An 18532-nucleotide genomic window follows, 5' to 3' on the forward strand; every position below is an offset into this window, starting at 1 on the left:
GGATAAATAAAGTTAGATAAATAAATAAAAAGTTTTAAAGTATTGTACTTTATTTAAAAATGTACTATCATGTATTTACACATTCAAAAAGAAAAGTTGTTTTAACAATTTTTATTTTTAAAAGGAGTATTTTATGAAAAAAAAGACTAATTTAACACAACAAGGATTTATCACAAATCGATTGAACAAATTTTCAATTAGAAAGTATTCAGTAGGTACTGCATCTATTTTGGTTGGTACAACTTTACTTTTTGGTTTGGGAAACCAAGAAGTTAAAGCAGCTGAAACGAGTAATACAAATACCACTGCTGAAGCAGGAAACAGTAATGATGATTTAAAATCAGCAGACAGTAAAAAAGTAATCTCTAATAATGAAGTTAATAATCAACAACAAAATGTTGAAACTTCAAATGTAGAATCGACAAATCAAACAGCTACAGAAAAAAACAATCAATCAACTACTGAAGAAAAAACAAATCAACAAGAAGAACCAAAAGTAGAAGATACTAAAGAAGTGACAACTAATGTTGACTCATCAAAACAAGATACTAAAGAAGAAGTAGCAAAAATAGAAGAATCAAAACAAGATAATGAACAAACATCAACAAATGAAGATAAAGAAGTAACAAATGAAATTCAAAAAACTGCAAACACAACAAATCAACCTCAAGAAACAGTTACTTCAAAAGAAACGACTGAGTCTCCAGAACAAACTACAGTTAATGAACCTTCAAACATTGATACAAATAAAGACATAACTTCACCGCAATCAACAACACAAACTTCAAATCAAGGTGATAACAAAGAAACAACAGAAACTCAAGTTTCACCAGAGAAATCACCAGATCAAAATAAAGTAATAGATGCAAATAACACAGAAAATGTAGTTAATGTATCAAAAGAAGAACTTCAAAATAATCCAACTAAATTGAAAACATTAGTGAGATATTATGAAGATAAACAAGATTCACAACAACCTAAAGCAACACCTGTTACTAATGATACACCAAAACGTTTGAATTTTAGACGTCTAGCTGCAGTTTCAGATTCAGGAACAAACAATGTGAATAATTTAATTAAAGTTATTGATCAATCTATTATTGAAGGTCAAGATAATGATGGTGTGATTAAAGCGCATGATGGAGAAAATATTGAATATAATACAGAATTTACTATTGATAATGCTGTTAAAAAAGGCGATACAATGACTGTAGGATATGATTCTCACGTAGTACCATCTGACTTAACAGATAAAGATGATGCTATTAATATTACTGATCCTTCAGGTGAGGTCATTGCTACAGGTGTTTATGATAAAGCGAATAAACAAATTACTTATACATTTACAGATTATGTAGATAAATATGAAGATGTTAAAGCACGATTGTCTTTAAATTCATATATTGATAAAAAAGCTGTGCCAAACGAAACAGATTTAACGTTAGATTTTAATACAGCAGGTCAAAACACAACTAAAGATGTGTCAGTTGAATACCAAAGACCTATGGTTAAAGGTGATTCCAATATTCAATCAATCTTTTCTGGATTAGATGAAGACAACAATACAGTTGAACAAACGATTTATGTTAATCCATTAAGTAAAGATGCTAGAAACACAGAAGTGCAAATTCTTGGTACTGGCTTAGATGATGCAGGTAATACTGTAGGTGGTACAGGTAAAACAATTATTGATAAAGACACAGTTATAAAAGTGTATAAAGTAGGGCCAAATCAAGAATTACCACAAAGTAATAGAATTTATGATTACAGTCAGTACGAAGATGTGACCGATCAATTAGCTATAGATAAAACATATGCAAACAACTTGGCTAATATAAATTTTGGAGACATTGACTCTCCATACATTATTCAAGTGGTAAGTAAATATACACCAGGTGCAAATGGTGCACTTAATGTTGAGCAAGGAACAAGAATGATTACTGCTGATGATTTTGGTTATGATGATACTGCTGCATACTCAAATCGTATAACTAGTAGCGATGATTCTGGTGGTGGAGACGGCACTGTCGCACCAGAAGAAAAATTATATAAAATTGGTGACTATGTTTGGGAAGATGTAGATAAAGATGGTAAACAAGGTACAGATAGTAATGAAAAACCTATTAAAGATGTGCTTGTAACATTAACATACCCAGATGGTACAACTAAATCAGTGAGAACAGATGAAAATGGTCACTATGAATTTGGCGGGTTAAAAGACGGTGAAACATACACTGTAACGTTTGAAACGCCAGAAGGTTATACACCTACATTGAAAAATATTGGTGAAGGTGATAAAGATTCAGATGGTTCTTCAGTCACTGTTAAAATTCAAGGTCATGATGATATGACGTTAGATAGCGGTTTCTATAAAGAAATTCCAGATAGTGACTCCGATTCAGACAGTGATTCAGATTCAGACAGTGATTCAGATTCAGATAGCGACTCAGATTCAGACAGTGATTCAGACTCAGATAGTGACTCCGACTCAGACAGTGATTCAGACACAGACAGCGATTCCGACTCAGACAGTGATTCAGACTCAGACAGTGACTCAGATTCAGATAGTGACTCAGATTCAGATAGTGACTCAGATAGCGACTCAGACTCAGATAGCGATTCTGACTCAGATAGCGATTCCGATTCAGATAGCGACTCAGATTCCGATAGCGACTCAGACTCAGATAGCGATTCTGACTCAGACAGCGATTCAGACTCAGACAGTGACTCAGACTCAGATAGCGATTCCGACTCAGATAGCGACTCAGATTCCGACAGTGACTCAGACTCAGATAGCGATTCCGATTCCGATAGCGATTCCGATTCAGACAGTGATTCCGACTCAGATAGCGATTCTGACTCAGATAGCGATTCCGATTCAGATAGTGACTCAGATTCAGATAGCGACTCAGATTCCGACAGCGATTCTGACTCAGACAGCGATTCTGACTCAGACAGCGATTCCGATTCAGACAGCGACTCAGATTCAGACAGTGACACAGATTCCGACAGCGATTCTGACTCAGATAGCGACACAGATTCAGATAGCGATTCCGATTCCGACAGTGACTCAGACTCAGATAGCGATTCTGACTCAGATAGTGATTCTGATTCCGACTCAGATAGTGACTCAGATTCCGACAGTGATTCAGATTCCGACAGTGACTCAGACTCAGATAGTGATTCAGATTCCGACAGTGACTCAGATTCCGATAGCGATTCAGACTCAGATAGCGATTCAGATTCCGACAGCGACTCAGACTCAGATAGCGATTCCGACTCAGATAGCGACTCCGATTCCGATAGCGATTCAGACTCAGATAGTGACTCAGACTCAGACAGTGACTCAGATTCCGACAGTGATTCCGATTCAGACAATGACTCAGACTCAGACAGCGATTCTGATTCCGACAGCGACTCAGATTCAGATAGCGACTCAGATTCAGACAGTGACTCCGATTCCGATAGTGACTCCGATTCAGACAGTGATTCTGATTCAGACAGCGACTCAGACTCAGATAGCGACTCAGACTCAGACAGTGACTCCGACTCAGATAGCGATTCAGATTCAGACAGCGACTCAGACTCAGACAGTGACTCAGATTCCGATAGTGACTCCGACTCAGATAGCGATTCCGATTCCGACAATGATTCAGACTCTGATCATCATGAAGGAACACCAGAACATGGTCATGACGTTGGACATGGAGAACCTAAACATGACGAGGGTAAAGCTTTACCAGAAACTGGTAATGATGATACTACTTCTAATAATGGAACATTATTCGGTGGTTTACTTGCAGCATTAGGATCATTGTTCTTACTTGGAAGACGTAAAAACAAAGAAAATAAATAATAAATTATCAAACCAGGTCAAATGACCTGGTTTTATTAACATATAATAATATAAGTATTTTTAAATTATAAATATACGATGTATAATATTATTAAATATTTATCAGTTCCCGGAGGTAATAAATGAGTATAGAGACAAAAATCAGCCACCTCGTAAATACGATTCAGCAACAAGAAGACGTGAAAGATTATAGCTTCTTAAGTTTAGGTAAAAGAAATATTAAAGCAGTAGTTAAATTGTTAAAAAATCCGAAGAGATTAGAGCGAGATATTATTAAACAATGTCAAAATTTTAAAAAGAAAACTGGGGAATACCCTGAGTGGATTAAAGTCGATATTGTTACTGATATATTAGAAACTAGTTTTATTGATATTCAGCAACAATTAGTGGAAACTAGAAGGAATTATATTGATTTTGGCATAGCTTTTGATCAATTTTGGAATTTGACTTTCTTGCCAGAAGAAATTAATGCAAATGCATTTATCATTCCTGATAGAGAAACAAATCAATTATATTTGTCAGAGCGTAATATCAATAATTATCTGCGAAAGTATACGAATCATAGTAAAGCATTTTCAATTGATTTTTATCAAAATAAAAAAGTATATCAGTTCTTTACGAAAGGATATATTTTAGATCAAGATCAAATTTATGAATTAGATAGTAAAGGAGTAACAAAAGGGTTACGACATGTAGAAAATTTATCTCAAGAAATAGACAAAATGATTGGTTCAAGTGTTGATGTCTTAGAACATATGAGCCAAGACAATGGTCGCTTTATTTACGGCTATTTTGGTCACTTTGATAAAGAAATTAATTTTTATAATATTTTGAGACATTCATCATCAACGTATGCATTAATAGAAGGATTGACTTATCTTGGTAAAGACTTGACACCAGCAGCAAAAGCTATCGATTATATCATAGATAATTATCTTTATGACACTGGTGAAGTAGGTTATATTTTTGATGATACGGAAGGTATTAATGAAATTAAGTTGGGTCAAAACGCTTCATTCATATTTGCAGTGTGTGAATATTTGAAAGTTAATCCAGACAATACGAAATATTTAAAAGCAGCTCAAAAAGTTGCTCATGGAATTTTATTAATGATAAATTCTGACACATATAAAACGACGCATGTGCTTAATTATCCTGATTTGACAGTGAAAGAAGACTTTAGAATCGTTTATTATGATGGTGAAGCAGCTTTAGCATTACTCAGATTGTATCAAGTTGATCAAAACCCATTATGGTTAAACACTACTAAAAATTTATTTAGTTACTTCATAGAGCATGATTATTGGAAATATCATGATCATTGGCTTGGTTATTGCTCTAATGAGCTCGTCCAAATTGAACCTAAAGATGAATATGTCATTTTTGGTATTAAAAATGTCTATATGTATTTAGACTTTATTAAGACAAGAGATACAACATTTCCAACATTTTTAGAAATGTTAATGGCATCTTATCGTTTAGTTCAAAAAGCTAAGGAGACTGGACGACAACATTTAGTTGATGAATTAATCGATGAACAACAATTAATAGATATTATACAGTTAAGAGCTAATTATCAACGTGTTGGTTATTATTATCCAGAAGTCGCTATGTATTTCAAAAATCCTGCCAGATTGTTAGGTGGCTTCTTTATAAAACACCATGCATATCGTATGAGAATAGACGATTTAGAGCATTATATTTCTGGCTATGTACAATATCAAAAAGCTTTTAAAAATGATTAACACAAATTATTCATATAATTAACAGTTATTACTAACTTTGTAACTTCCAATATTCAAAATCTAAAAATCGGAATAAGAAAAAATAACCTGAAAATTTCTATCAGCCGATTTTTAGAGAGTCAAAAAGCCCCAATACATCGTGTATTGGGGTTTAAACTATTTTCTATATTTAAGTCGTGCAAATGCATCATGCTGGTGGATAGATTCTTCATTACGACACTCAATGTCGAAACCGTCAATCCAATCAAATTCTACTAAGTCAGCAGCAATCAGACGAATTAAGTCCTCGACAAATCTTGGGTTCTCATAAGCACGTTCAGTCACACGCTTTTCATCAGGTCTTTTTAAAATTGGGTATAACATGGAGCTAGCATTAGCTTCCATAGCATCTAATACTTTGTTTTTATAGTCATCAACAATATTTTGTTCTTTATCAATATACACTTTTACTGTAACAACACCACGTTGATTGTGAGCAGAATATTCACTAATTTCTTTAGAACATGGACATAAAGTCGTCACGGTTGCTTGTATAGTTAATTCTTTACGAGTAATACGATCTCCTTCAATGGCTAAACCGTATGATACATCAGCGTTACCCACAGATTTAATATGTGTTACAGGACTAAAGCGATCAAAGAACCATTTACCTGATACATCTACACCAGCTGCGTTTTGTTTCATATTATGTTGTAATGTACGCAACAATTGGTAAAGCGTATTAAATTCTAACTCGATACCATTATCATAGTGCTTTTCAACACTTTCAATAATACGACTCATATTAATACCTTTTTCGTTTTGATTCAAACTAGTTGAAAAACTGAATTTACCAGCTGTTTGGTATTGATCAATTAAAACTGGGTAAGTTAAATTTTTAATACCAACTTCTTCGATTTCAAACAAAAAATTCTTATGTGTGCTTTGTAAATCAGTCATTTCTTCTTTAGTTGTTGGTTTAGTGCCTTGAATAGGATCTACGGAACCAAAGTGTTTCCAACGACCTTCTCGTGTTGATAAATCAAATTCAGTCATCGTTTACCTCCGATTAAGATTTAAAGTGATATGTCCAAAATGGCTCTACAGATAAGAAACTATGCTGCTGCCCATTAAATTCAGGACTTGCTAATTGTTTTAAGAATGTTCCAGTTTGTGACGCATGAGCTTCAAAAGCCTTAATTTTCATATCTTTATATTGTGAAATATCATTTTGAATATCCGGTTCACCTAAGTGTTCAGCGGCATCATTACTAAATGCAACCAGTGTCAATCTTGGACGTTTTTCTTGTGGCATTCGTTCTACAGTACGTATAACGGCATCAGCTGTTGCTTCATGATCAGGATGAACGGCATAACCAGGATAAAATGAAATGATTAATGATGGGTTAGTCTCTTCAATTAAAGATTTTACCATATTATCTATATAATCATGTGGTTCGAATTCAACAGTTTTATCTCGCATACCCATTTTTCTTAGGTCAGTGATACCTATAACTTTGCATGCATCTTCAAGTTCTTTTTCACGAACTTCAGGTAATGATTCACGCGTAGCAAAAGGTGGATTGCCTAAATTTCTTCCCATTTGTCCAAGTGTTAGACAAGCGTATGTCACAGGGACACCTTGATTAATATAGTTTGCAATTGTACCTGCAGATGAGAAGGTTTCATCATCAGGATGTGGGAAAATTACTAATACATGTCTTTCTTCAGTCATGTTGATGCCTCCTCTATAAATTGAATGGTCGTTCACTGATTTCTAATGTTGCAGCAAGTTGACCTTCATAATTGAATCCTGCAATTAAAAATTCGTTGTTATGGTTTACTTCATAATGTGTTAGGCCTTGAACATATACCCAGCCACCATTAGTTAATTTAAGGCCGATACGATAGGGGTCTTTATTTCCCCCTTTTAATTGTGCATGTTCAAATGTCACTTGAATATTTCTTAAAAAAGTTCCGGCATTAAAAACACGTTGGTCAAAATGATTAGCATATGCACCATTTGTTGTTTCAACATGAAGATAAACTGGTTTATTTTCATAAGAAGTTAATAAATTTAATACTTCTTGTTCTTGTATTGGTTCCAACACGTTCACTCCTTACACCTTCAATGTGTTTATCTATCTATTTTACTAAAAAGTGTTCAATAATTGTACACGATTGCTCATATATTTAGAAATTATTTTAAATGAAACAACTATTTGATAAATTGTAGCTGTTATATATACTTTAAATAATAATAAATAACTTAGTGCAAAAGCTAAAAATGTGTTTAATCAAATTATTGATGATATATTGTTGTTGTATGAATAAACGTTAAAATTTTATTCAATGATTGTTGTTTGGGAGGTAATTAAATGAAAGTAATTAATATGGGAACAAAAGCACAAGCGTCATTTTATGTTGCTTGCGAATTATACAAAGAAATGGCATTCAACGCTAAATGCAATCTTGGTTTAGCTACTGGCGGTACAATGACAGATTTATATCAACAACTGTCACAATTATTAAATGATAATCACTTAAATGTTAATCACGTTACAACATTTAATTTAGATGAATATATTGGTTTAGCTAAAGATCATAATCAAAGTTATCACTATTATATGAATAAAGTTCTATTTGAAAATTATCCCCACTTTAATGAAGAACAAATTTTTATTCCTAATGGTGTTGCACAAAATGAACAACAAGAAGCCAATCATTATGAACAATTATTAAAGCAAAATGGTCCTAGAGATATACAAATTTTAGGTATTGGTGAAAATGGACATATTGGTTTTAATGAACCAGGCACTGCTTTTGATAGCCAAACAGGAATAGTCAATTTAACTGAAAGTACAATCGAAGCAAATAGTCGATATTTTGATCAACCAGATGATGTACCTAGACAAGCAATTTCAATGGGTTTATCTTCAATTTTACAAGCTAAAAGAATTATATTATTAGCATTTGGTGCTAAGAAAAAACAAGCCATTAGTAATATGTTGAAACTAGATCCAACGACTGACGTACCAGCAACTATTTTACAAACACACCCTAATGTTGAAATTTATTTAGATACAGAGGCCACACCAGACCATTTGTTAAATAAGACAGTAAAGTAATTTAAAAAACACCATGTTTAATGAAGAAACGTCTCGGGAATGACTGTTATTAGTAAGAAAAAACACTTTTCTGGAAGGATGATTTTTTCATGGAATTACAATTAGCAATTGACTTATTAAATAAAGAACAAGCAGCAGAGCTTGCAAATAAAGTAAAAGATTATGTAGATATAGTAGAAATTGGTACACCAATTATTTATAACGAAGGTTTACCAGCTGTTAAACATATGGCTGATCATATTAATGACGTCAAAGTATTAGCTGACATGAAGATTATGGATGCAGCAGATTATGAAGTGAGCCAAGCAGTCAAATTTGGTGCAGATGTTGTTACAATCCTAGGTGTTGCTGAAGATGCTTCAATTAAAGCAGCTATCGAAGAAGCACATAAAAATAATAAACAATTACTTGTAGATATGATTGCAGTTCAAGATTTAGAAACTCGTGCACAACAACTAGATGAACTTGGTGCAGATTATATTTCAGTACACACAGGTTATGATTTACAAGCTGAAGGAGAAACACCTTTAGAAAGTTTACGTACTGTTAAATCAGTAATTAAAAATTCTAAAGTTGCTGTAGCGGGTGGTATTAAACCAGATACGATTAAAGAAATTGTAGCGGAAGAACCTGACTTAGTCATTGTCGGTGGTGGCATTGCAAACGCTGATAATCCAGTTGCAGCTGCAAAACTATGTCGTGATGCAGTAGATGGTAAATAATATGCCACAATACAATAATTACCAATTAATTTTGACAGAATTGGAACATACGTTAGAGCGAGTAAGTGATTTACAATTTAATCAATTTGCTGATCGAATTGTCACAGCAAATCGTATATTTGTGGCAGGTAAAGGTCGTTCAGGATTTGTTGCTAACGGTTTTGCCATGCGTTTGAATCAACTTGGTAAAGAGGCATATGTTGTTGGAGAATCAACAACACCTTCGATTCATGACAATGACTTATTTTTAGTGATTTCGGGTTCGGGATCTACAGAGCATTTACGTTTATTAGCAGAAAAATCTAAATCAGTAAAAGCTCAAGTTGTGTTGTTAACAACAAATCTAGACTCACCAATCGCTAGTCTGGTAGATAACGCAATAGAACTACCAGCAGGTACAAAATATGAGGCTGAAGGTTCAGAACAACCACTAGGAAGTTTATTTGAACAGGCTTCACAATTATTTTTAGACAGCGTCGTTATTGGATTAATGTCAGCACTTAAAATTGATGAAGCAACAATGCAACAAAACCATGCTAATTTAGAATAATAAGCGCTCTATTTTTTAGGACTGATAAATAAAGAGTAATTATGTATCAGTCCAATTTGAGGGAGAAATGAATAAATAAGTGTATCGTTAATTTCAATTTAGAGAAATTAACGATATTTTTTTATAAAAATTTAATAATATAGTATGATAAAGTTAATGAAACGAAAGAGGTGTTGAGTAAGTGAAATTTGATAATTTCATCTTCGATTTTGACGGTACATTAGCAGATACGAAAAAATGTGGAGAAATAGCTACACGACAAGCATTTGAGGATATGAATTTAAAAATTCCTGATGCACCAGAAATAACATATTATATGGGAATACCAATTGAAGAATCCTTTGTAAAAATGGCACATCGTAGTTTAAGTAATGAAGAATTAAATCAATTAATGACTGTCTTCCGACAAAAATATAGAGAGCTTGAACAACATTATATTTGTGAATTTGCTGGAATCAATGAAGCGCTTACAGCGTTATGTCATAAACATAAAAAGATATTTGTCGTATCTAGCAAAAAAAGTGAAGTATTAGACAGAAATTTATCTGCAATAGGCGTGCAACATTTAATAACAGAAGCTATTGGTTCTGATCAAGTGACAAACTATAAACCAGATCCTGAAGGATTAAATTATATTGTTCAGCAATATAATTTGAAAAATTGTCATACAATATACATAGGAGATGCCATTTTTGATATAAAAATGGCACAAAATGCAGGTATTAGTTCTGCTGCTGTTACTTGGGGTTCTCACCAAGCAAAAGATTTACTACATGCCAACCCAGATTATATTATTAATGACCCTTCAGAAATTTTAACAGTATTAACATAAATGAAGCATATATTACAATGGAAGAAGTTAATATTACTCACTACACAAAACTAGTTAAACAAACATTGTGAAATAAATATCCATACAGATTTATGAATATTAAATCAAAATATTTTAATGGTGTAAAATGTTAAACTACTAAAATTTCAATGATTAATCATACTGAAATGACATGAATAATAGAATCATTGCTAATCGTGTAAATATTCAGAAAGTTGATGATATTGCACTTTTTAACTTTTGCTAGCTTATCATATGTTATTTGAAGTGATAGCTTTTATCTTTAATGAGATAAGGGCTATCACTTGTTTTTATAGCTGGAAAAATTTAGGGAAAATAATTGTATGCACTTACTATTCATGTTTGAAATTAATTTCTGTTGTTTCAATACTTGCAGAAAGGGTATAAATTTCCATGAATTAATAATTAAAGAGTGAAGTTTTCATTGAAAAATAATTTTGTATTTTTATAAAAAATACACTTTTTATAAATTTGACAAAATTAATTAACTCCGTATAATTATGAAACATACCAAGAGGGAGTGTACAAATTCATGGATTTTAACAAAAATAATATCAACATGGTAGATGCACAAAAAGCAAAGAAAACAGTAATTGCTACCGGTATTGGTAATGCAATGGAATGGTTTGATTTTGGTGTGTATGCATATACAACAGCTTATATTGGAGCGAATTTCTTTTCTCCAGTTGAAAGTGCGCAGATTCAACAAATTTTAACATTCGCTGCATTGGCAATTGCCTTTTTATTAAGACCTATTGGTGGTATCTTCTTCGGTATCATCGGTGATAAATATGGTCGTAAGGTTGTATTAACATCAACGATTATTTTGATGGCATTTTCAACATTAACTATTGGCTTATTACCTAGTTATGATCAAATAGGATTATGGGCGCCAATACTATTATTACTAGCAAGGGTATTACAAGGATTTTCAACCGGTGGAGAATATGCTGGTGCTATGACTTATGTAGCTGAATCATCTCCAGATAAAAAGCGTAATAGTTTAGGTAGTGGTCTAGAAATAGGTACATTATCAGGTTATATTGCAGCATCAATTATGATTGCTTTATTAACATTCTTTTTATCTGATGAACAGATGGCTAGCTTTGGTTGGAGAATTCCATTCTTATTAGGTTTATTCTTAGGATTATTTGGTTTATATTTAAGACGTAAACTTGAAGAGTCTCCAGTGTTTGAGAATGATGTAGCAGAACAACCAGAACGAGATGATGTTGGTTTCTTCTCAATAATTAGATTCTATTACAAAGATATATTTGTATGTTTTATAGCAGTAGTATTCTTTAATGTAACCAACTATATGGTAACAGCATACTTACCAACTTATTTAGAACAAGTTATTAAATTAGATGGTACAACAACAAGTGTGTTAATTACTTGTGTCATGGCTGTTATGATTCCATTGGCATTAATGTTCGGTAAATTAGCGGATAAAATTGGCGAGAAAAAAGTATTCTTAATTGGTACTGGTGGTTTAACCATCTTTAGTATAATTGCATTTTCAATGTTACATTCGCAGTCATTTATCGTTATTATTATTGGTATATTCATTCTAGGTTTCTTCTTATCAACATATGAAGCGACAATGCCTGGATCATTACCAACAATGTTTTATAGTCATATTAGATATAGAACGCTATCTGTAACATTTAATGTGTCTGTATCAATTTTCGGTGGAACAACACCATTAATTGCATCATGGTTAGTAGCTGCAACAGGAAATCCATTATCACCAGCTTATTATTTAGCTGCAATTAGTTTAATTGGTTTCTTAGTGATTGCTTTCTTACACATAAGTACAGCAGGTAAGTCTCTTAAAGGTTCATATCCAAACGTAGATAATGAGCAAGACAGAGAATATTATGCTAATCATCCAAAAGAAGCTTTATGGTGGGTAAAAGAACGTAAAAGTTAATATTTGAAAAAAGTTTAACTCCTTGTAATGAGCACATAAAGTGTTTATTATGAGGAGTTTTTTGTCTGCTAATTTAATGATTCTCTAATAAATTGGGCTAATCGTTTTGATAATTTTAATTTACATTTAATTAATTAGCCCTAAAAAATAAAGCATCATTAGAATTAAACTGATTGGGAGTGGGACAGAAATAAATTTTATATAAAATTTATTTCGTAGATGCCCGCTTGCACATTAATGTAAAATCCACACATGGATTTTTGATGACGGGTTCCTTGCCCAACTATGCCCGTCTTGCACATAAAAGAAAAAATTTTATTTTTAAAATTTTTCTATGACGGGTCCCTGCATTGTCTGAAAAAACTGACTAACCAGTTTTTTTGTGTTGGGTCCCTTCCACCCCGGCAAGACTGACTAGGTTTGCAAAACGTTGATACATCAACATTTTACAAACCAGACAGTTACTGCCAAATGCTTAAATTTAAGTGTAAAATACATTTTGTCCCAGGCTCTGCATAAGTGAGGAAATCGCGAGCATATATTTAAATCTCCTTAAACAGTCACGACGAAACAAAGGAACGCATGCCCAAGTGCATGCATAAAAGCCCCTAGACAATCAGAGATTGTAGGGGCTTTAAAAGGGGGACTTAAAACTATATTCAAGCTTTTGAAAAACTTAAACGGTTTTGTTACTTAAATGTTAGGATGTAAATATGTTTAGAGTGTTTGTCCAACGCAATTAATATTGAACCTCTTATCTTCAATATTAATCAATATAGAGAAACTTCGTTTATAACTTAAGATTATTATCTTGAGTTATAACGTAGCGAATAGGGTTTGTTTCTCTATATATACATCATAACGCGATTTATAGCTAAATACATGGTACTTCAGTATCAACTTTAACTCAGACGAAAGTTTGATTTTGATAGTAAAAATGAAGTGGAAGCTGATGTAAATTTAGTAGTGGATAATAATATAATTCATAAAAATATAGTGACAGAACAAATGGTATATCAATATGTCTTACTTAAATATCATGTTGAGTGGATAAACAATCATATTAAGTATCTAAACTCCAGTGTACTCGATGAAATGATAGAATCAAATTTTATTACAAACCATATCATTCAAATTATCAAAAAGTCAAAGTAGTTAAAATACATATAAGTAGATATTAAATGCTAATGTAAAAAAGCTAGCTGTTGTAGTAAATTTACAACAGCCAGCTTATATTTGTATAAATACAGTATATGTTTACACTTCTGTTACTTCTACATCAATATGTTCAATGCGATTATGTGCACCGTGATCTACAGGTCCAACAAAATCATTCATTTTCCAACCATTTTTAATAGCTGAAGCTACAAAAGCTTTAGCAGCGATAACTGCTTCTTTTGGAGATTTGCCATTTGCTAAATATGCTGTTGTTGCTGCAGCAAATGTACAACCTGCACCATGATTATAGCTTTGTTGGAACATATCCGTAGTTAATTGGTAAAATTTTTCGCCATCAAAGTATAAATCATATGATTTATCTTGATCTAATGCTTTACCACCTTTAATCACAACGTGTTGGGCACCTTCGTCATAAATGATTTTAGCAGCTTTTTTCATATCTTCAATAGATGTTAATTTACCTAAACCTGATAGTTGGCCTGCTTCAAATAAGTTAGGCGTCACAACAGTTGCTTTTGGTAATAAATAGTTAATCATAGCATCAGTATTTCCTGGGTTAAGTACTTCATCTTCACCTTTACAAACCATAACAGGATCAACTACAAAATAATGTGCGCCTGATTCAACAAACACTTCACCAGCACGTTTGATAATGTCTTCAGTGCCTAACATACCAGTTTTAATTGCATCAGGTCCAATTGAAATAGCAGTTGCAAGTTGCTTATTTAATAAGTCCATTGGTAAAGGTGTAACATCATGGGACCATGTATCTTTGTCCATTGTTACTACAGCTGTTAAAGCGACCATACCGTATGTGTCTAACTCTTGAAATGTTTTTAAATCAGCTTGCATGCCGGCACCAGCGCTTGTATCTGATCCAGCAATTGTTAATACTTTTTTCAAAGCCATGTAGACTCACTCCCAAATATAATTTTTAATTGTTTATATCATATCACGTTTAGCATCGTAGAAAAATATAAACGCTAGTTAATTCATATATTTAGTATCATTATTAAACTAATTACGTAAATAGGGTTAGATAGGTAAAAAGTCAATATGAATGACATATTAATCGTTATTTATTACATAGATATTTTCGCAATTGTTGTCATAACTATATTTTCTGATTTATAACCTTTCATTTTACATACAACATTACTTAAGCAATGTGTTAAAATATGTTCTGAGGTGAACTTGAATGGAATGGTCTCAAGTATTTCATGAAATAACATCACGACATGATTTTAAAGACATGCACGATTTTCTTGAACAACAGTATACAACTGAAATTGTTTATCCAGAAAGAAAAAATATCTATCAAGCCTTCGATTTGACACCGTTTGAAGATGTTAAAGTAGTTATATTGGGGCAAGACCCTTATCATGGTCCAAATCAGGCACATGGATTAGCATTTTCAGTACAACCCAATGCGAAATTTCCACCGTCATTACGCAATATGTATAAAGAATTAGCTGATGATATTGGTTGTACTAGACAGTCACCGCATCTTCAAGATTGGGCTAAAGAAGGTGTGTTATTGCTTAACACGGTGCTAACAGTTAGAAAAGGTGAGGCACATTCCCATCGAAATATAGGTTGGGAAACCTTCACAGATGAAGTGATTCAAGCGGTATCGAACTATCATGAGCATATTGTTTTTATTTTATGGGGGAAACCAGCTCAGCAGAAAATTAAATTAATTGATACAACAAAACATTGTATCATTAAGTCAGTCCATCCCAGTCCTTTATCTGCTTACAGAGGTTTCTTTGGTTCAAAACCGTATTCAAAAGCAAATGATTATTTAATATCAGTAGGTAAAACACCTGTCAATTGGTGCGAAAATGAAAGTGCGGGTGATGAGAATGGATAGAGATAAAATTGTTAGCCTTATAGAACAAGAATTAATACAAGCTGACCAAGCAAGTAATCATCATGACTTTGAAAAACATATGTATGCTATTCATACACTAACTTCAATATTTTTGACATCAGATGATGATAAACAAAAATCAGACAGTGTTGTTAGCCATAGTAAAAATCAAGTAGCAGAAACAACACAATACCAAGATGTATCAGCTGCAGAAATTAAAGCTATGGGTGGAACTGTACCATCCAATTATTCAACAACTAGCCAGTCAAGCAATCAGAGTAATTTAATGATTACTGACGATGAAATAGGCAATGGAGAATCTATTTTTGATTTTTAATAAAGGAGTGTATTAGACAATGAAATTATTTATTATTTTAGGAGCCTTAAATGCGATGATGGCTGTAGGAACTGGCGCATTTGGAGCGCATGGTTTAGAAGGAAAAGTATCCGATCATTATTTATCAGTATGGCAAAAGGCAACGACGTATCAAATGTATCACGGCTTAGCTATTGTCATCTTAGGCGTTATTAGTGGTACAACAGCGATTAATATTAACTGGGCAGGTTGGTTAATGTTCTTTGGTATTGTCTTCTTTAGTGGTTCACTATATATTTTAGTATTAACACAAATTAAAATTTTAGGTGCGATTACACCAATCGGTGGCGTGCTGTTTATTATTGGTTGGATTATGTTAATCATTGCGACGTTTAAAGTTACAGGCTAGTTGTAATTTTATTTACAAATTACACTTTATTTTTGTGAAAATTAATATTTATATAGAGTGATAAACTCACCTTTTGGGTATAGTATACCTTCGAGGTGAGTTTTTAATTATGGAAAAAGAGACAAAAAAGATAGATAGAGGAGATTTAAAACAAAACCTATCTGAAAAATTTGTATGGGCAATTGCCTATGGATCGTGTATAGGATGGGGTGCATTCATTTTACCAGGAGATTGGATTAAACAATCAGGTCCAATTGCTGCATCGATAGGTATAGTTATTGGTGCTATATTAATGATTTTAATTGCAGTTAGTTATGGTGCCTTAGTTGAAAGATTCCCAGTATCGGGTGGCGCTTTTGCATTTAGTTTTTTAAGCTTTGGTAGATATGTAAGCTTTTTCTCATCATGGTTTTTAACATTTGGTTATGTTTGTGTTGTAGCACTAAACGCTACAGCATTTAGTTTATTAGTTAAGTTTTTGCTCCCTAATATATTAAATAATGGGAAATTGTATACGATTGCAGGTTGGGATGTATACATAACAGAGATTATTATCGCAACTGTATTATTATTAGTGTTTATGTATGTTTCAATTAGGGGTGCTAGTGTTTCTGGCTCATTACAATATTACTTCTGCGTGGCAATGGTTATTGTAGTGTTATTGATGTTCTTTGGTTCATTTTTCGGAAATAATTTTTCATTACAAAATTTACAACCATTAGCATCGCATGACAAAGGTTGGTTTGTTTCTATCATTATGATTGTGGCAGTTGCACCATGGGCATATGTTGGCTTTGATAATATCCCTCAAACAGCTGAAGAGTTTAACTTTTCACCTAATAAAACGTTCAAACTTATTGTTTATAGTTTATTAGCAGCCGCATTAACCTATGTCATTATGATTTTATATACGGGTTGGTTAAGTACATCAACTGCAAGTATTCATGGTCAATTATGGATTACAGGTGCTGAAACTAAAACAGCATTTGGTTATCTAGGGTTAGGTGTCTTAGCAATTGCAATCATGATGGGTATTTTTACTGGACTAAATGGTTTCTTAATGAGTTCAAGTCGTTTATTGTTCTCGATGGGACGTTCAGGAATAATGCCCACTGTATTTAGTAAATTGCATAGTAAATATAAAACACCTTATGTAGCTATAATATTCCTTGTAGGAGTGTCATTAATAGCACCATGGTTAGGTAGAACAGCGTTAACTTGGATAGTTAATATGTCATCAACAGGTGTATCTATTGCTTATTTCATTACTTGTTTATCAGCTGCTAAATTATTTAGTTATAATAAACAAAGTAATACTTATGCACCAGTTTATAAGACATTTGCCATTATAGGTTCCGTCGTGTCATTTATCTTTTTAGGTTTATTATTAATCCCAGGTTCTCCTGCAGCACTAACTGCGCCTTCATATATAGCTTTAATAGGGTGGCTGGTTATTGGATTGATTTTCTTTATCATTAGATATCCAAAACTTAAAAAAATGGATAATGATGAATTAAGTCGTTTAATATTAAATAGAAGTGAGCATGAAGTAGAAAATATGATAGATGAACCAGACAAAGTTAAATAAATGTAACGCAAAAAAGCATGTTGGTTGTTGTTAAAACAATAATCAACATGCTTTTTTGGTTCTCTCCCAAATTGGACTGATACATAATTATTTTTTAAGCCTCGCTATGCCCAACCTGCATTGCATGAAAAAACTGGATAACCAGTTTTTCTGTGTTGGGTCCCTTCCGAGGGTGCTGTCTCAGCCTATAGTCTTCGACTAGCACTGCTCCCTCAGGAGTCTCGGCTTCAAAATAATTTGCGTTTTAAATTATTCTTTTTTTATTTATCAGTCCTAAAAAATAAAGAACCGCTTTTTTAAAATTGTTGTGTTGTCAATTTAAGTGCAACAGTTCGTCGCATAAAATTTCATAAGGTGAATTCCAATTTAAACACTTTCTTGGTCGATGATTAATAGCACCT

The 18532-nt window shown here is 32.8% G+C and carries 15 protein-coding genes and 1 pseudogene; 12 read left to right on the top strand and 4 right to left on the bottom strand.

From position 1 onward, the window contains the following. Positions 1-133: 133 nt before the first annotated feature. From CD113_RS13055 to CD113_RS09985, 3 genes and pseudogenes are all read left to right on the top strand, one after another. Positions 134-274: pseudogene (locus tag CD113_RS13055) on the top strand (YSIRK-type signal peptide-containing protein); the annotation flags it as partial. Between the two features lie 87 nt (positions 275-361). Further along, positions 362-3856, top strand: a complete 3495-nt coding sequence (locus CD113_RS09980) for an Ig-like domain-containing protein (RefSeq protein WP_407070858.1) — start codon at positions 362-364, stop codon at positions 3854-3856. Between the two features lie 122 nt (positions 3857-3978). Next, the gene (locus tag CD113_RS09985) at positions 3979-5601 is read left to right on the top strand and encodes a hypothetical protein (RefSeq protein WP_002461574.1); all 1623 of its coding nucleotides are present in this window, start codon (positions 3979-3981) and stop codon (positions 5599-5601) included. Between the two features lie 156 nt (positions 5602-5757). On the opposite strand, the gene folE2 is transcribed toward CD113_RS09985, so the two are convergent. From folE2 to CD113_RS10000, 3 genes are read right to left on the bottom strand one after another with little or no spacing between them, the layout of a single operon-like run. Next, complete coding sequence (folE2, locus tag CD113_RS09990) at positions 5758-6636, bottom strand: GTP cyclohydrolase FolE2 (RefSeq protein WP_002461572.1); 879 nt, start codon at positions 6634-6636, stop codon at positions 5758-5760. Positions 6637-6649: 13 nt separating this feature from the next. Beyond that, positions 6650-7315 carry a bacillithiol biosynthesis deacetylase BshB2 gene (bshB2, locus tag CD113_RS09995; protein WP_002461571.1) on the bottom strand — a complete coding sequence of 222 codons (666 nt, stop codon included), beginning with the start codon at positions 7313-7315 and terminating at the stop codon, positions 6650-6652. A 13-nt stretch (positions 7316-7328) separates the two neighbouring features. Next, complete coding sequence (locus tag CD113_RS10000) at positions 7329-7691, bottom strand: YojF family protein (RefSeq protein WP_162096496.1); 363 nt, start codon at positions 7689-7691, stop codon at positions 7329-7331. A gap of 267 nt (positions 7692-7958) precedes the next feature. Here CD113_RS10000 and CD113_RS10005 point away from each other — a divergent pair, with 267 nt between their 5' ends. The 5 genes from CD113_RS10005 to CD113_RS10025 all read left to right on the top strand — a co-directional run bounded on the left by CD113_RS10005 (position 7959) and on the right by CD113_RS10025 (position 12766). Continuing rightward, positions 7959-8708, top strand: coding sequence for a glucosamine-6-phosphate deaminase (locus tag CD113_RS10005; protein ID WP_002461568.1), 750 nt, complete (start codon positions 7959-7961; stop codon positions 8706-8708). An 89-nt stretch (positions 8709-8797) separates the two neighbouring features. Beyond that, positions 8798-9430 carry a 3-hexulose-6-phosphate synthase gene (hxlA, locus tag CD113_RS10010; protein ID WP_002461567.1) on the top strand — a complete coding sequence of 211 codons (633 nt, stop codon included), beginning with the start codon at positions 8798-8800 and terminating at the stop codon, positions 9428-9430. 1 nt (position 9431) lies between these two features. Further along, a complete protein-coding gene (hxlB, locus tag CD113_RS10015; RefSeq protein WP_002461564.1) occupies positions 9432-9980 on the top strand; it encodes a 6-phospho-3-hexuloisomerase in 549 nt (182 codons plus the stop codon). 181 nt (positions 9981-10161) lie between these two features. Beyond that, entirely contained in the window at positions 10162-10812 is a 651-nt protein-coding gene (locus CD113_RS10020; RefSeq protein WP_002461563.1) for an HAD family hydrolase, read from the top strand. A gap of 553 nt (positions 10813-11365) precedes the next feature. Further along, positions 11366-12766 (top strand): MFS transporter, encoded by a 1401-nt coding sequence (locus tag CD113_RS10025; RefSeq protein WP_002461562.1) that lies wholly within the window; start codon positions 11366-11368, stop codon positions 12764-12766. A 1257-nt stretch (positions 12767-14023) separates the two neighbouring features. Here CD113_RS10025 and thiD read toward each other — a convergent pair. Next, positions 14024-14854, bottom strand: a complete 831-nt coding sequence (gene thiD / locus CD113_RS10030; RefSeq protein ID WP_002462510.1) for a bifunctional hydroxymethylpyrimidine kinase/phosphomethylpyrimidine kinase — start codon at positions 14852-14854, stop codon at positions 14024-14026. Between the two features lie 289 nt (positions 14855-15143). Here thiD and CD113_RS10035 point away from each other — a divergent pair, with 289 nt between their 5' ends. The 4 genes from CD113_RS10035 to CD113_RS10050 all read left to right on the top strand — a co-directional run bounded on the left by CD113_RS10035 (position 15144) and on the right by CD113_RS10050 (position 18131). Further along, positions 15144-15818 carry a uracil-DNA glycosylase gene (locus tag CD113_RS10035; RefSeq protein WP_002462511.1) on the top strand — a complete coding sequence of 225 codons (675 nt, stop codon included), beginning with the start codon at positions 15144-15146 and terminating at the stop codon, positions 15816-15818. Next, positions 15811-16155 carry a DUF5327 family protein gene (locus tag CD113_RS10040; protein WP_002462512.1) on the top strand — a complete coding sequence of 115 codons (345 nt, stop codon included), beginning with the start codon at positions 15811-15813 and terminating at the stop codon, positions 16153-16155. The genes CD113_RS10035 and CD113_RS10040 overlap by 8 nt, the downstream gene beginning before the upstream one ends. Positions 16156-16174: 19 nt before the next feature. Beyond that, positions 16175-16543: a DUF423 domain-containing protein gene (locus CD113_RS10045; RefSeq protein WP_002462513.1), complete on the top strand. Its 369-nt coding sequence runs from the start codon at positions 16175-16177 to the stop codon at positions 16541-16543. Between the two features lie 109 nt (positions 16544-16652). After that, the gene (locus CD113_RS10050) at positions 16653-18131 is read left to right on the top strand and encodes an APC family permease (RefSeq protein WP_002462514.1); all 1479 of its coding nucleotides are present in this window, start codon (positions 16653-16655) and stop codon (positions 18129-18131) included. Positions 18132-18532: the final 401 nt, after the last annotated feature.

Origin of the sequence: Staphylococcus simiae (genome assembly GCF_002902085.1) — a bacterium.
Taxonomy (GTDB): domain Bacteria; phylum Bacillota; class Bacilli; order Staphylococcales; family Staphylococcaceae; genus Staphylococcus; species Staphylococcus simiae.